General features: G+C 61.3%; 10 protein-coding genes and 2 tRNA genes. 10 read left to right on the top strand and 2 right to left on the bottom strand.

The annotated features are described in order from the left end of the window. Positions 1 to 34: 34 nt before the first annotated feature. The 3 genes from CAG25_RS17475 (at position 35) to CAG25_RS17465 (ending at position 4,396) form a co-directional block, all read left to right on the top strand. The gene (locus tag CAG25_RS17475) at positions 35 to 1,594 is read left to right on the top strand and encodes an AmpG family muropeptide MFS transporter (protein WP_011332760.1); all 1,560 of its coding nucleotides are present in this window, start codon (positions 35 to 37) and stop codon (positions 1,592 to 1,594) included. Positions 1,595 to 1,709: 115 nt separating this feature from the next. Then, a complete protein-coding gene (locus CAG25_RS17470) occupies positions 1,710 to 3,425 on the top strand; it encodes a proline--tRNA ligase (protein ID WP_039771325.1) in 1,716 nt (571 codons plus the stop codon). Between the two features lie 17 nt (positions 3,426 to 3,442). Further along, positions 3,443 to 4,396 carry a hypothetical protein gene (locus tag CAG25_RS17465; protein WP_039771323.1) on the top strand — a complete coding sequence of 318 codons (954 nt, stop codon included), beginning with the start codon at positions 3,443 to 3,445 and terminating at the stop codon, positions 4,394 to 4,396. A gap of 47 nt (positions 4,397 to 4,443) precedes the next feature. Here CAG25_RS17465 and dinB read toward each other — a convergent pair whose 3' ends face one another. Beyond that, positions 4,444 to 5,505, bottom strand: a complete 1,062-nt coding sequence (gene dinB, locus CAG25_RS17460; RefSeq protein WP_085612344.1) for a DNA polymerase IV — start codon at positions 5,503 to 5,505, stop codon at positions 4,444 to 4,446. A 280-nt stretch (positions 5,506 to 5,785) separates the two neighbouring features. Between dinB and CAG25_RS17455 the strand changes: the two genes are divergently transcribed. The 5 genes from CAG25_RS17455 (at position 5,786) to CAG25_RS17435 (ending at position 11,245) form a co-directional block, all read left to right on the top strand. Further along, positions 5,786 to 5,862: transfer RNA gene (locus CAG25_RS17455), tRNA-Met, on the top strand. Positions 5,863 to 6,066: 204 nt separating this feature from the next. Then, a tRNA-Met gene (locus CAG25_RS17450) sits at positions 6,067 to 6,143 on the top strand. A gap of 279 nt (positions 6,144 to 6,422) precedes the next feature. Next, the gene (gene mprF / locus CAG25_RS17445; RefSeq protein WP_085612343.1) at positions 6,423 to 9,062 is read left to right on the top strand and encodes a bifunctional lysylphosphatidylglycerol flippase/synthetase MprF; all 2,640 of its coding nucleotides are present in this window, start codon (positions 6,423 to 6,425) and stop codon (positions 9,060 to 9,062) included. Continuing rightward, positions 9,062 to 10,357 (top strand): virulence factor family protein, encoded by a 1,296-nt coding sequence (locus tag CAG25_RS17440; RefSeq protein ID WP_064593891.1) that lies wholly within the window; start codon positions 9,062 to 9,064, stop codon positions 10,355 to 10,357. Before mprF ends, CAG25_RS17440 begins: the two co-directional genes overlap by 1 nt. A 561-nt stretch (positions 10,358 to 10,918) precedes the next feature. Continuing rightward, entirely contained in the window at positions 10,919 to 11,245 is a 327-nt protein-coding gene (locus CAG25_RS17435) for a DUF3077 domain-containing protein (RefSeq protein WP_085612342.1), read from the top strand. A gap of 65 nt (positions 11,246 to 11,310) precedes the next feature. On the opposite strand, the gene CAG25_RS17430 is transcribed toward CAG25_RS17435, so the two are convergent. Then, entirely contained in the window at positions 11,311 to 13,152 is a 1,842-nt protein-coding gene (locus tag CAG25_RS17430; RefSeq protein ID WP_371857728.1) for a potassium transporter Kup, read from the bottom strand. 347 nt (positions 13,153 to 13,499) lie between these two features. Here CAG25_RS17430 and rimO point away from each other — a divergent pair, with 347 nt between their 5' ends. Then, entirely contained in the window at positions 13,500 to 14,837 is a 1,338-nt protein-coding gene (gene rimO / locus CAG25_RS17420; protein ID WP_085612340.1) for a 30S ribosomal protein S12 methylthiotransferase RimO, read from the top strand. A 111-nt stretch (positions 14,838 to 14,948) separates the two neighbouring features. Continuing rightward, complete coding sequence (locus CAG25_RS17415) at positions 14,949 to 15,422, top strand: GNAT family N-acetyltransferase (protein WP_085612339.1); 474 nt, start codon at positions 14,949 to 14,951, stop codon at positions 15,420 to 15,422. Positions 15,423 to 15,430: the final 8 nt, after the last annotated feature.

Below are 15,430 nucleotides of genomic sequence, written 5' to 3'. Positions count from 1 at the left end.
TTTGTTTTCGCAATCTTGAGGCAGACTTCAGCCCATGCCCCGTAAAACCTGGCGCGCCGCGCTCGCCGCCTATGCCAGTCCTTCGACGCTCGTGCTGTTGTTGCTGGGTTTCGCCGCCGGCCTGCCGTACATGCTGGTGTTCTCGACACTTTCGGTCTGGCTGCGTGAAGCCGGTGTAGCCCGCGAGACGATCGGCTACGCCAGCCTGATCGGTCTGGCTTATGCCTTCAAATGGGTCTGGTCGCCCCTGCTCGACCAGTGGCGCCTGCCGCTGCTGGGCAAGCTGGGGCGCCGTCGTTCGTGGCTGGTGCTCTCGCAGACGCTGGTAATCCTCGGCCTGATCGGCATGGGCTTTTGCGACCCGCAGAAACACCTGTCCTGGCTGATAGCCATCGCCGTGGTCGTGGCGTTCGCTTCCGCCACCCAGGATATCGCGGTCGACGCCTATCGCCTGGAAATCGCCGAAGACAGCCGTCAGGCCGCGCTGGCCGCCAGCTATATGTCCGGCTATCGGATCGCCGCCCTGCTCGCGACCGCGGGTGCGCTGTTCTTCGCCGAGGGCTTCGGCTCTACAGGCTTCAAGTACCAGCATTCGGCCTGGACCGGCACCTACGTGCTGTTCGGTGCCCTGATGGTGCCTGCCCTGCTCACCACCCTGCTGATGCGCGAGCCGCCGGTGCCGTTGCGCACCCAATTGCAGGCGGGGCGTTACACCTTCATGCATCAGTTGATGTCGGTGTTCGTGCTGATCATTTTGCTGGTCTCCGTGCCGGCCATGTTCACCCAGCTCTACAACACCGATTTCGCCAGCGTGCTGTTTGGCGACATGAGCCCGCTGGACCTGCTGCTGGAAGACCGGGCGTTCCTGCGCGCAATTCTCTACACCACGCTGACCTGCCTGTGCCTCTCGGCCATGGGACGTCGCGGTCTGGCGCCAGTGCTGACGCCGGTCAACGACTTCATCCTGCGCTACCGCTGGCAGGCGTTGCTGCTGCTTGGCCTGATCGCCACCTATCGGATGTCCGACACGGTGATGGGCGTGATGGCCAACGTGTTCTATATCGACCAGGGTTTCACCAAGGACCAGATCGCCAGCGTCAGCAAGATCTTCGGCCTGATCATGACCCTCGTCGGCGCCGGCATGGGCGGTCTGCTGATCGTGCGCTTCGGCATCCTGCCGATCCTGTTCATCGGCGGCGCCGCGTCGGCGGGCACCAATCTGCTGTTCCTGATGCTGGCCGACATGGGCCCGAACCTGCAGATGCTGGTGGTGACGATCTCCCTCGACAACTTCAGCTCCGGCCTGGCCACCTCAGCGTTCGTCGCCTACCTGTCGAGCTTGACCAACCTGAAGTTCTCCGCCACCCAGTACGCGCTGCTCAGCTCGATCATGCTCCTGCTGCCACGCCTGATCGGCGGCTACTCCGGGGTGATGGTGGAGAAGTTCGGTTATCACAACTTCTTCCTGATCACCGCGCTGCTCGGCGTTCCGACCCTGGTGCTGATCGCCCTGCACTGGTTCCAGGAAAGCCGCCGCGAAGGCCCGACGCCGACCCCGGAACCTGCACCGACCTCCGTCGTGGAAGAATCGTAAGACATCTCGCACCCGGCGAGAGGGTTTGCGCCGGGGCTGCACTTCTGTACGCCGGCGGATCTCGCCGTTACACTGCTCCGTCATTTCCAGTCATAGCAACCGACAACGGCCAACCATGCGCACCAGTCAATTTTTGCTCGCCACACAGAAAGAAACGCCTTCCGACGCGGTCGTGATCAGCCATCAGCTGATGCTGCGCGCCGGCATGATCCGCAAACTCGCCTCGGGCCTGTACACCTGGCTGCCGATGGGCTTGCGAGTGATGCGCAAGGTGGAAGCCATCGTTCGTGAAGAAATGGACGCCGCCGGCTCTCTGGAAGTGTTGATGCCGAGCACCCAACCGGCCGAGCTGTGGCAGGAATCGGGGCGCTGGGAAGAATACGGCCCTGAGCTGCTGCGCATCAAAGACCGCCACGGTCGTGATTTCTGCGCGGGCCCGACCCACGAAGAAGTGATCACCGATCTGATGCGCAACGAATTGAGCAGCTACAAACAGCTGCCTATCAACCTGTACCAGATCCAGACCAAATTCCGTGACGAAATCCGTCCACGCTTCGGCCTGATGCGCGGTCGGGAATTCATCATGAAGGACTCCTACTCGTTCCATGCGGATCAGGCGTCGCTGCAGATCACCTATGACCGCATGCACGAAGCGTACTGCAACATCTTCACCCGCCTGGGCCTGAAATTCCGTCCGGTGGAAGCCGACAACGGTTCGATCGGTGGTGCCGGCTCCCACGAATTCCACGTACTGGCCGAGTCCGGCGAAGACGATATCGTCTTCAGCAACGGTTCCGACTACGCAGCGAACATCGAGAAAGCCGAAGCCGTGCCGCGTGAAACCTCGCGCGCCGCGCCAAGCGAAGAGCTGCGTCTGGTCGATACGCCAGACACCAAGACCATCGCGGCCCTGGTGGAAAAATTCAATCTGCCGATTGAAAAGACCATCAAGACCCTGATCGTGCACGCCGAAGAAGAAGGCAAGCTGATCGCCCTGATCATTCGCGGCGACCACGAGCTGAACGAAATCAAGGCTGCCAACCAGCCAGGCGTTGCCAGCCCGCTGGTCATGGCCTCCGATGCCGAACTGCGTGACGCCATCGGCGCCGGCGCCGGCTCCCTCGGCCCGCTGAACCTGCCGCTGCCGATCATCATCGACCGTTCGGTGGAGCTGATGAGCGACTTCGCCATCGGTGCCAACATCGACGACAAGCACTACTTCGGCGTGAACTGGGAGCGTGATCTGCCGGTTCCGACCGTGGCCGACCTGCGCAACGTCGTGGCCGGCGACCCGAGCCCGGACGGCAAGGGCACCCTGGAAATCAAGCGCGGCATCGAAGTCGGGCACATCTTCCAGCTGGGCAACAAGTACAGCAAGGCGATGAAGTGCGAAGTGCTGGGCGAGAACGGCAAGCCGGTGACCCTGGAAATGGGTTGCTACGGTATCGGCGTGTCCCGCGTGGTGGCTGCCGCCATCGAGCAGAACAACGACGAAAACGGCATCATCTGGAGCGACGCCCTGGCACCGTTCCAGATCGCTCTGGTGCCACTGCGCTATGAAACCGAGCTGGTGCGCGAAGCCACCGACAAGCTGTACGCGGAACTGACCGCGGCCGGCTTCGAAGTGCTGCTGGACGACCGCGACAAGAAAACCAGCCCGGGCATCAAGTTCGCGGACATGGAGCTGATCGGCATTCCGCACCGGATCGTGGTCAGCGACCGCGGCCTCGCCGAAGGCAACCTGGAATACAAGAGCCGTACCGAAGGCCAGGCGCAAGCGCTGCCGGTTGCCGACGTGCTGTCCTTCCTTCAGGCCCGTATCCGCCGCTGAAACCAGATAGAGACGTCATGTTCAAGCGAAACACCTTAGGCCTCGGTGGTGCCGCCCTGTGCGGCACCCTGCTGGTCAGCGGCTGTGCCAATCACATGTCACAACGCAGCGAGCACGAGGAACGTGTCGAGCGCAAACTGCTCGATCACAGCCTGCAGATCGATGTCGGCGAGCCCAAGGTGCTTGAGCTGCCGCAACGGCGCGTGAAGATCAACGAACAGAAGACTTTCGAAGTCACCGAGTTCGAGGTCACCCGCCATTACGACCGTTACACGCCTTACCAGCCATGGCGGGAGATCTACGAGATTCCGCTGGGCGCGGTGGCGGTGGTCGGCGGCGTCGGCGCGAACGTGGTCAACGTGTTTGCCCTCGGCAATCTGCCCGACAGCGTGACACGGGACTGGCTCAGCTACGGTTTCGCCGGGCTCAACCCGTTCATGAACGTGCAATCCAATGGTCGCGCGCAACAGAACCTGGCCGGCATCGATGAAGTCCAGCGCGACAAGCGCACGGAATATTCGAGCCTGCCGTGGAGCGAGCGCCCGGTTCAGGTCAAGGCCGGCAAGCAGACCTTCGACATGACCACCGATCGCAACGGCGTGTTGCGTCTGAACCTGCTGGACAGCCCGTTCGCCGAAAACGACCTCAATCATGTAGGCAAACTGCAGATCAGCGTCGAAGACGGCAAGGATGACGTGCATTCCGACTCGTCTCTGGCGATCAGCAGTCACCTGCGCGGCAAGCTGCTGGAAGCTCACGGGCTGATCTACGACGATCTGGAAGACGACGAAGTGAGCCAGTGGGTGCACCGGGTCAAGCGTCTGTCGGAACTGGGTCTGGAAGAAGAAGCCAGTGAACTGGAACAAAGCCTGATTGAACTGACCCGCAACGATCCTGAGTTGCAGGCCGAATTCCTCAAGTCCCTGACCCGGGATGCGGGGCGTCTGGTGGCGGATCCGGGGCCGAACTGAACCCCTGAAAAAATGCCCGAACCTGCTTCGGGCATTTTTTTGTCCGCTTATCGCTCGAACAGCTCCATTTGTTCGAACCCGCCGCGTAAATCCTCCAGCCGCACGCCTACTCCCAATAGCCGCACCGGTTTGCCACCTCGGTTGAACGCCTGGGTCAGCATCAACTGGTAACTGCCCAGATCCCGCCCTGCCCCGGCCTGCTCCAGTGTGGTCTGGGTGAAATCGTGAAACTTCACTTTGACGAACGGCTTGCCCGGCCGGTAGCTGCTGTCGATCCGCGCCATGCGGGTTTTCAGGGTTTCCAACAGTTCCGGAAGCTTGTCGAGGCAACTGCGCAGATCCGGCAGATCGACGTCGTAGGTGTTTTCGACACTGATTGACTGACGACGACTGTCGTTGTGCACCAGCCGCTCATCGATCCCACGGGCCAGACTCCACAAACGCTCGCCGAAACTGCCGAATTCCCGCACCAGCGCCAGCTTGTCCCACTCGCGCAATTGCAGACAGTCACTGATACCGAGCTTGCTCAACTTGTCGGCCGTGACCTTGCCCACCCCGTGCAGCTTGCTCACCGGCAGGCCACTGACGAAGTCTTCGACCTGATCCGGGGTAATCACGAACAAGCCGTTGGGCTTTTTCCAGTCGCTGGCGATCTTGGCCAGAAACTTGTTCGGCGCCACGCCGGCGGAGACGGTGATGTGCAACTGATTGGAAACCCGGCGGCGAATGTCCTGGGCGATCCGCGTGGCGCTGCCGCCGAAGTGCGCGCTGTCCGAGACGTCGAGATAGGCTTCGTCCAGGGAAAGCGGCTCGATAAGGTCGGTGTAGTCGCTGAAGATCGTATGAATTTCCTTCGACGCCTCGTGATAGGCGTCCATTCGCGGCTTGACGATGGTCAGGTCCGGGCACAGCTTCAAGGCATGTCCGGACGACATCGCCGAGCGAACGCCATAGGCCCGCGCCTCATAGTTGCAGGTGGCGATCACCCCGCGCCTGTCCGCCGAGCCACCCACCGCCAACGGCTTGCCGGCGAGGCTCGGGTCATCCCGCATCTCGATGGCGGCGTAGAAACAGTCACAGTCGACGTGGATGATTTTTCGCTGAGTCATGACAGAAAAGGAAACATGGCGAGCCGGACCGGCAGTATCTCACTGACACCTGTATATAGCACCAGTGGTATGAATGTTCTTTTCAGTTTGTAGGAAACCGCCTTTGAATTTATTTTCTCAATCGAAAAGCAACCTCCAATAGAGCTAAAACCCTTGTCCTGCCTGACCTGCAGCCGAGCAAAAGACCGTCCGTCAGCGCTAACCAATTGAAGCTGAACAGGTTTTATCCGAATTGAAGGTTGACACTCCGGCGTTCCTCTGTAGAATGCCGCCACACAGACGCGGGATGGAGCAGTCTGGTAGCTCGTCGGGCTCATAACCCGAAGGTCGTCGGTTCAAATCCGGCTCCCGCAACCAAACATCAAAAAAGGCCAATCGAAAGATTGGCCTTTTTTGTGCGCGTCGGTTTTTCGGATCCAGTCGCGCCAAGCGGAAATCGTTCGGATTCCGAAACTTAGCGCTCCCCCTGCGACCGTTTGCCGCGATTGCACACTTATTTGACCCATCACGGGATTATCGGTTGACACCTCGCCGTTCGCCTGTAGAATGCCGCCACACAGACGCGGGATGGAGCAGTCTGGTAGCTCGTCGGGCTCATAACCCGAAGGTCGTCGGTTCAAATCCGGCTCCCGCAACCAAACATCAAAAAAGGCTACTCGAAAGAGTGGCCTTTTTTGTATCTGTGGAAAAAGTCCTTTCGCAACAATGATCTGTCACTGTGCAGTGAACCGTTCAGGATCTGAAGATTCGCCGAGTTGCGACTATGCTTGAGTCGCGGACAAGGCATCTGCAATCCAAGACCTGCCCTCGCCGATACCCGGTGAGAGGCGTAGTATTTTGTGATTATTTTTTTCTACAGGGATTGGTAACTTGGCTGGATACCTCCATCCTGTCGCGCACAATCCAAGAGGTGATTGATGCGCGCCAACTCGTCTGATTCACAAGACACCGTCACAGCGACCCCACCGATCAAGCCTGAGCGTCTGCGCCTGCTGGATCGGATCAGCAAATACCGCCAGCCGATCGGTCTGGCGGTCACACTGCTGTTGTTCGCCATTGCGCTGATTGCCTGTCGCCATTTGCTCAGCGAACTCGATCTCGACGCACTGCACGACTCGATTCTGGAGGTGCCGAAACCGGCCCTGCTCGGCGCCCTCGGCGCGACGGTCGTCGGCTTCATCATTCTGCTCGGCTATGAATGGTCGGCCAGTCGTTACGCCCGCGTGACGCTGGCACCGAAAGTTCTGGCCCTTGGCGGCTTCACCGCGTTTGCCATCGGCAACGCCATCGGCCTGTCGATGCTGTCCGGCGGTTCGGTGCGTTACCGTTTATATGCACGGCATGGCCTGGGCGCTTCCGAAGTTGCGCACATGACCCTGTTCGCCAGCCTGTCGCTGGGCTGCGCCCTGCCGCCGCTGGCTGCCCTTGCGACCCTGAGCAACCTGCCTGCTGCATCGCAGGCACTGGGGTTGTCCGAGACCTTGTTGGGGACGATTGCCGGCGTGGTGCTGCTGCTCGGCGCGATCCTGGCTATCGGCATCTATCGCCGTCGCCTGCCGGAACAACCTTATCCGGACAACCTGCTGGTCCGGGCCGGTCGTCGTACCCTGCGCCTGCCGGGTCGCCGCCTGACCTTCCTGCAACTAGTCATCACCGCCCTCGACGTCGCCGCCGCTGCGACCGTCCTTTATCTGCTGCTGCCGGAAGCGCCGCCCTTCGGTGCGTTCCTGCTGGTTTATCTGCTGGCGTTAGCGGCGGGCGTACTCAGTCACGTTCCGGGTGGCGTGGGTGTCTTCGAAGCGATTCTGCTCGCGGCGTTCGCCGACAAGCTTGGCGCCGCGCCACTGGCCGCTGCCCTGCTCCTGTATCGCCTGATCTATGTGGTGCTGCCGTTGCTGGTGGCCTGCGTGCTGTTGCTGCTCAACGAAGGCCAGCGTCTGTTTCAGTCGCAGACGATGCGTGCAGCCTCCGGTCTGGCGGCACCGATTCTCGCGGTGCTGGTGTTCCTGTCCGGCGTGGTGCTGCTGTTTTCCGGCGCGACGCCAGAGATCGACACCCGTCTGGAACACATCGGCTTTCTGATTCCTCACCGCCTGGTCGACGCCTCGCACTTTGGCGCCAGCCTGATCGGCGTGCTGTGCCTGATGCTCGCCCAGGGCTTGCGTCGCCGGTTGTCGGCGGCGTGGATGCTGACCACCATTCTGTTGCTGGTGGGCGCCCTGCTCTCGCTGCTCAAGGGTTTCGACTGGGAAGAAGCGACCCTGATGACCCTCACCGCCGCGCTGCTGGGGGTGTTCCGTCGCTCGTTCTACCGCCCGAGCCGTCTGACCGAACTGCCGTTCTCGCCGCTGTATCTGGTGGCCAGCCTGTGCGTACTCGGTGCTTCGACCTGGCTGTTGCTGTTCGCTTATCAGGACGTTCCGTACAGCCATCAACTGTGGTGGCAGTTCACCCTCGACGCCGACGCCCCGCGCGGTCTGCGCTCGCTGCTCGGCGCCGCCGTGTTGCTGCTGGTGATCGCCCTGACCTGGCTGCTGCGCACCGCTCGCCCGGTGATCCATCTGCCGACACCCGATGAGCTGGAACGCGCCTCGAAGATCCTGATGGCCTCCTCGCAACCGGACGGCGGCCTCGCCCTGACCGGTGACAAGGCGCTGCTGTTTCATCCCAACGACGAAGCCTTCCTGATGTACGCCCGCCGCGGCCGCAGTCTGGTGGCCCTGTACGACCCGATCGGCCCTGGCCAGCAACGGGCCGAGATGATCTGGCAGTTCCGCGACCTGTGCGACATCCATCACGCCCGTCCGGTGTTCTATCAGGTGCGCGCCGAAAACCTGCCGTACTACATGGACATCGGCCTGACCGCGATCAAGCTGGGCGAGGAAGCCCGGGTCGATCTGCATCGCTTTGACCTGGAAGCCAAGGGCAAGGAGATGAAGGACCTGCGCTACACCTGGAACCGTGGCACTCGCGATGGCCTGTCACTGGAAATCCATGAGCCGGGCCAGGCGCCAATGGATGAGCTCAAGGTGATTTCCGATGCCTGGCTGACCGGCAAGAACGTGCGCGAGAAAGGCTTCTCCCTCGGCCGTTTCAGCGACGATTACCTGAAGCATTTCCGCATCGCGGTGATTCGCTTCGAAGGCCGGCCTGTAGCGTTCGCCAACCTGCTTGAGACCTACAGCCATGACCTGGCCAGTCTCGACCTGATGCGCGCGCACCCGGACGCCCCCAAGCTGACCATGGAATTCATGATGGTCGGTCTGATTCAACACTATAAGAGTCACGGATACGCGCGCTTCAGCCTGGGCATGGTGCCGCTGTCGGGGTTGCAACCCCGGCGCGGGGCACCACTGACCCAGCGTCTGGGCTCGATGGTTTTCCGCCGTGGTGAGCAGCTGTACAACTTCCAAGGCTTGCGCCGCTTCAAAGACAAGTTCCAGCCTGACTGGGAACCCCGTTATATGGCCGTGCCCGCCGGACTGGATCCGCTGGTGGCGCTGGCCGACACTGCTGCCCTGATCGCGGGCGGCTTGACTGGATTGGTGAAACGCTGATGATTCAACGCTCCCTGAAGTACATCCTGGTCGCACTGCTGGTGCTGGCCGCGATTGCCGGTGGCGGTTTCTGGTACCTCAAACGCCCGGCACCGGAACCGACCCTCGAACAGCTCACCCCGGCCGATGGCGCCGCCATGACCCGGGTCATCCCCGGTACCAAGCCCAAGGCTCAGGTGCTGGTGGCGGTCAACGACGACCAGAAGCTCAGTGACAAGCAACTGAGCACCCTGAGCCGCAGCGCCTCGGCGCAGATCGTCCAGGTGATCCTGCCCAAGGACTGCCTGCTGCAAAGCCGCGCCCTGCAAGCGGGCCTGCGTGAACTGAACGGCCCGGCGACCCTGGTCAGCGGCATCGGCCCCGGCGCCGTCCTGGCGTGGCGCTGGCTGTCCGAGCAGAAGGACGACAAGGCCCAGGCCGTCTCCGTCGACCTGGCCCTGGAAAAACCCGGCTGCACTCACCTGCTGCCAAAAGCCGCCGCCCACGGCCACTGGCTGGTGGCGTGGAACGATAACCCGGACGACACCAGCGCCGGTTTCGTGCGCGACCAACCGAACGCCGAAACCAGCATCAGCGACTACGACATCAACCTGCCGCAAGTGCTGAACAACGAACTGCGCAAGATCCTCGTCGGCGGCGACAAGGCCAACGGCGGCCTGCAGATCCCGGTGGTGGAAGTCCCTGCCGGCCAGGCCAAGGACACCGTGACCCTGTTCCTGTCCGGTGACGGCGGCTGGCGCGATCTGGACCGCGACGTGGCCGGAGAAATGGCCAAGATCGGCTACCCGGTCGTCGGCATCGACACCCTGCGCTACTACTGGCAGCACAAGAGCCCGGAACAGAGCGCGCTGGACCTGACCGAACTGATGCAGCATTACCGCCAGAAGTGGGGCACCAAACGTTTCATCCTGACCGGCTACTCGTTCGGCGCCGACGTCCTGCCGGCCATCTACAACCGCCTGCCGGAAACCGAGCAGCAGCGCGTCGACGCAATCATCCTGCTGGCCTTCGCCCGCACCGGCAGCTTCGAAATCGAAGTCGAAGGCTGGCTCGGCAACGCCGGCAAAGAAGCCGCCACCGGCCCGGAAATGGCCAAGCTGCCACCGGCCAAGGTCGTGTGCATCTACGGTGAAGAAGAAACCGACGAAAGCGGCTGCACCGACAAGACGGCCGTAGGCGAAGCGGTGAAGCTTCCTGGTGGTCACCACTTCGACGAGAACTACCCAGCACTGGCCAAGCGCTTGGTGGACTTGATCGAGAAACGCCAGAACACGGCGCAGGTGGCGGAAGAGTGATCTGAAGCGCACCAACGAAAAGCCCCCGCAGCCTTATGGTTGCGGGGGCTTTTTCATTCAATGCTTGACTCTTCATGAAACTGAAAACGCCAGGTGTCCACGTTCCATAAAACGTGGACACCTGCTTGATTGGCCTTTTCGAGTCGTCAACTCCACATTCATCTGCCGCACCAAAGCCGCGCAAAACCGCCATCAACGTTTAGTTTCGTTTACGTCTGGTGTCGCAATATCAGATGACGTCCGCATACCTTGTAGGCAAACTCCTAATCTCGTGTTTGGGCACTTTGCCGCCCTGTTGCACTGTTTTTTGACGGGATACTCTCCAGAGGTCGCTGACCCATTCAGTGATCGGGTGTGGTAACCCGGCAAGGCAAAGCGCAACAGCATTCCCAACACGACTCAGGTGTTTTTACGCCTGTAATTCCGAGTCATGGCGGCTGTGCGTGGGAGACCTTTGGGTCTGCCGGTTTCTTTGCTCTCCCGGTTTACCACCCTGCGTACAGCTGCCACCCATTCGCGTGGTAACGAATGCGGCAGCTCCTCGTTTTATGGAGCGAAACAATGAGCAAACAAAGTTCTTCATCACCTTCAGACCTGACAACCATCGGCTTCACCTCTTTCCTCTACAGCTCGGATCAGGCGTTACTCAACGTTCGCTCCGGCGTCCCCATCGTCGAAGCACTGTCCCAGGCTTCAGACCTGTTGTTCCTCGCCAAATCCTTCGCCGAGGACGCCGCCTACGACAAGGAAAGCGACCGCCACGCCTGGGCCGCGCATTACCTGACGATAATCGGCAAGGCCTTGGTCGACGACGTGATGAAGGCCCTGATGCCGCGACCTGCGCGAACGAAGACCGAATCTGAGGCAGAACTGCCAGAAAGCATGTAACAGCACAAAAACGAAAAAGCCCCCGCCAGTCACTAGGCTGACGGGGGCTTTTTGATGACGCCGGGTTACATCTCCACCTGCGTCCCCAACTCAATCACCCGGTTCAGCGGCAGATTGAAGAAGCGCAGGTTGCCGTTGGCATTCTTCAACATGAACGCAAACAGCGCTTCACGCCAACGGGCCATGCCTTCGAGTTTCGAGGCGATGACCGTTTCGCGGCTGAGGAAGTAGGTGGTGCGCATCGGGCTGAAGTCCAGATCATCCAGATGGCACAGCTTCAGCGCCTGCGGCACGTCCGGTTCGTCAGTGAAGCCGAAGTGCAGGATCACCCGGAAGAAGCCTTCGCCGTGGGCTTCGACTTCGAAGCGGCGCGATGGCGGGACGCGCGGGATGTCTTCGTAAACCACCGTCAGCAGCACCACTTGCTCATGCAGCACCTGATTGTGCAGCAGGTTGTGCAACAGCGCGTGCGGCACCGCGTCGGAGCGGGCGGTGAGGAACACGGCGGTGCCCTGGACGCGGTGCGGTGGCTGGACGCGGATGCTGCTGATGAAGATCGGCAGCGGCAGCGCGCCTTCGTCGAGGCGCTCGACCAGCAGTTGCTTGCCGCGTTTCCAGGTGGTCATCAGCACGAACAGCGCGATACCGGCGATCACCGGGAAGGCACCGCCCTGGACGATCTTCGGCACGTTGGCGGCAAAGTACAGACCGTCCACCAGGAGGAAGCCGAGCAGCACCGGCACCGCCAGAATCGGTGGCCATTTCCACAGCAGCAACATGACTGCCGACACCAGAATCGTGGTCATCAGCATGGTGCCAGTGACAGCCACGCCGTAGGCCGAGGCCAGGGCGCCGGAGGATTCGAAGCCGATCACCAGCAACACGACGCCGACCATCAGCGACCAGTTCACGGCACCGATGTAGATCTGGCCCTGCTCGTCGCTGGAGGTGTGCTGGATGTACATGCGCGGGATGTAACCGAGCTGGATCGCCTGACGGGTCAGGGAGAACGCGCCGGAAATCACGGCCTGGGAGGCAATCACCGTAGCCAGGGTCGACAGACCGACCAGCGGAATCAGCGCCCAGCTCGGGGCCAGCAGGTAGAACGGGTTGCGCGCGGCGTCCGGGTTCTCCAGCAGCAAGGCGCCCTGACCGAAGTAGTTCAGCACCAGCGCCGGCAGCACCAGCAGGAACCACGCACGGGCAATCGGCTTGCGACCGAAGTGGCCCATGTCGGCGTACAGCGCTTCGGCACCGGTCAGCGCCAGCACCACGGCGCCGAGGATCGCCACGCCCATGCCCGGATGGACGGTGAAGAACCGCACCGCCCACACAGGATTCATCGCGTGCAGCACTTCCGGGTAATGGCTGATGCCGTAGACGCCGAGGGCACCGAGCACCAGGAACCAGGTGACCATGATCGGCCCGAACAGAATACCGATCCGCGCCGTGCCGTGCTTCTGGATCAGAAACAGCGCCACCAGCACCACCAGCGACAGCGGCACGACCCAGTGGTCGATGCCGTCGAAGGCCAGGCCCAGACCTTCAATGGCCGAGAGCACGGAAATCGCCGGGGTGATCATGCTGTCGCCATAGAACAGCGCCGCGCCGATCAGCCCGCAGACCACCAGCAGCGTGCGCAACCGCTTGCGCCCCGCCGCTGCCCGCCGCGCCAGCGCGGTGAGCGCCATGATCCCGCCTTCGCCCTGGTTGTCGGCGCGCAGGACGAACATCATGTACTTGATTGAAACGACCCAGATCAGCGACCAGAAAATCAGCGACAGAATGCCGAGCACCCCGTCGTGATTGACGGGCACGCCATAAGCGCCGGAAAACACTTCTTTGAGGGTGTACAACGGGCTCGTGCCGATGTCGCCGTAAACTACCCCGACCGCCGCGACCAGCATGCTCAGCGGCTTGGTGGCCGAACCTTCGGCGCCTGCCGCGTGACTACTTGCCTGACCCATCCAACACTCCTGATTCCCAGACCGGCTTCTTATATGAAGCACTATGCTTTGTGTGCAGCATGCGCGTTTTTACGCCCTGTAACAGACGTTTTCTTGACTGTAAAAATTCAGTAAAGCGCAACGGCGCGAAGCATAGCGCAGCACTCGTCGTATTTCCCTGCATAAAGCTGGTCAAGTGCGCTGCTCGTCGCTAGAATTGCGCACTTTTTGATCAGAGGCGCGCCTTAAGCGCCCGTCCGTCGGTTCCTGAATCAGGTAATCGATGTCACAAAACACCGAGGTTAGACATGTCCACCACTCCTGCGCCGGCCAATCCAAAGGTTGGCTTCGTTTCTCTGGGTTGCCCGAAAGCACTGGTCGACTCCGAGCGCATCCTGACCCAGCTGCGCATGGAAGGCTATGACGTGGTGTCCACCTATCAGGACGCCGACGTGGTCGTGGTCAACACCTGCGGCTTCATTGACTCGGCCAAGGCCGAATCGCTGGAAGTCATCGGTGAAGCGATCAAGGAAAACGGCAAGGTCATCGTGACCGGCTGCATGGGCGTGGAAGAAGGCAACATCCGTGACGTGCACCCGAGCGTGCTGGCCGTCACCGGTCCGCAGCAGTACGAGCAAGTGGTCAACGCCGTGCACGAAGTCGTGCCGCCGAAGCAGGATCACAACCCGCTGATCGACCTGGTGCCGCCGCAAGGCATCAAGCTGACCCCGCGTCACTACGCGTACCTGAAGATTTCCGAAGGCTGCAACCACAGCTGCAGCTTCTGCATCATCCCGTCGATGCGCGGCAAACTGGTCAGCCGTCCGGTGGGCGACGTGCTCGACGAAGCCCAGCGTCTGGTCAAGTCCGGCGTGAAGGAATTGCTGGTGATTTCCCAGGACACCAGCGCCTACGGCGTTGACGTCAAATACCGCACCGGTTTCTGGAACGGCGCGCCGGTGAAAACCCGCATGACCGAACTGTGCGAAGCGCTGAGTACCCTCGGCGTCTGGGTCCGTCTGCACTACGTTTACCCGTACCCGCACGTCGACGAACTGATCCCGCTGATGGCCGCCGGCAAGATCCTGCCGTACCTGGACATCCCGTTCCAGCACGCCAGCCCGAAAGTCCTCAAGTCGATGAAGCGCCCGGCGTTCGAAGACAAGACCCTGGCGCGGATCAAGAACTGGCGCGAAATCTGCCCGGACCTGATCATCCGTTCGACCTTCATCGTCGGTTTCCCGGGCGAAACCGAAGAAGACTTCCAATACCTGCTGAACTGGCTGACCGAAGCCCAGCTCGACCGCGTCGGCTGCTTCCAGTACTCGCCGGTCGAAGGCGCGCCGGCCAATGACCTGAACCTCGACATCGTTCCGGACGACGTCAAGCAGGATCGCTGGGAGCGCTTCATGGCGCACCAGCAGGCCATCAGCTCGGCGCGCCTGCAAATGCGCATCGGCCGTGAAATCGAAGTGCTGGTGGACGAAGTCGACGAGCAAGGCGCGGTCGGCCGCTGCTTCTTCGACGCCCCGGAAATCGACGGCAACGTGTTCATCGACAACGGCAGCAACCTCAAGCCCGGCGACAAGGTCTGGTGCAAGGTGACCGACGCCGACGAATACGACCTCTGGGCCGAACAGATCTAAGCGCGAAAAATACAGAAAGCCCCGCTCTCTTTTACGAGATGCGGGGCTTTTTTACGGCTAGAGTTTGTGAGGGGAAGGACTCCCTCATCCATGACAAAGAGGCTATCGGGCATGCGTCAGCATTCGGTCATCCACACGCCGAAACTCAGCGATTACCAGGAACTGACCCGGGTCTGGGAGGCCTCGGTCCGTGCGACTCATGATTTCCTGCCGGAATCCTACATCGAGCTGCTGAAGAGTCTGGTGCTGACCCGCTACCTCGATGCGGTGATGCTGATCTGTACCCGGGACAGCCGCCAGCGCATCACCGGGTTTGCCGGTGTCGCGGCGGGCAAGATCGAAATGCTGTTCATCGACCCGGCCCATCGCGGCCAGGGCCTTGGCAAGAAACTGCTGAAGTACGCCATGGAACACCTGAACGCCGACGAACTGGACGTCAACGAGCAGAATCCGCAGGCCCTGGGGTTTTACTTCAAGCAAGGGTTCGAGGTGATTGGCCGCTCGGAAGTCGATGGCATGGGCCAGCCGTATCCGTTGTTGCATATGCGTCTGAAACAACCGGAGCAGCGCGCGATACGCGGCTAAAAGCCACA

It is taken from the genome of Pseudomonas sp. B16(2017), from assembly GCF_002113205.1.
In the GTDB taxonomy this organism is placed as follows: Bacteria; Pseudomonadota; Gammaproteobacteria; order Pseudomonadales; family Pseudomonadaceae; genus Aquipseudomonas; species Aquipseudomonas pharyngis.
Note: the sequence above shows the minus strand (reverse complement) of the source record. Positions and strands in the feature narration are given on the sequence as shown.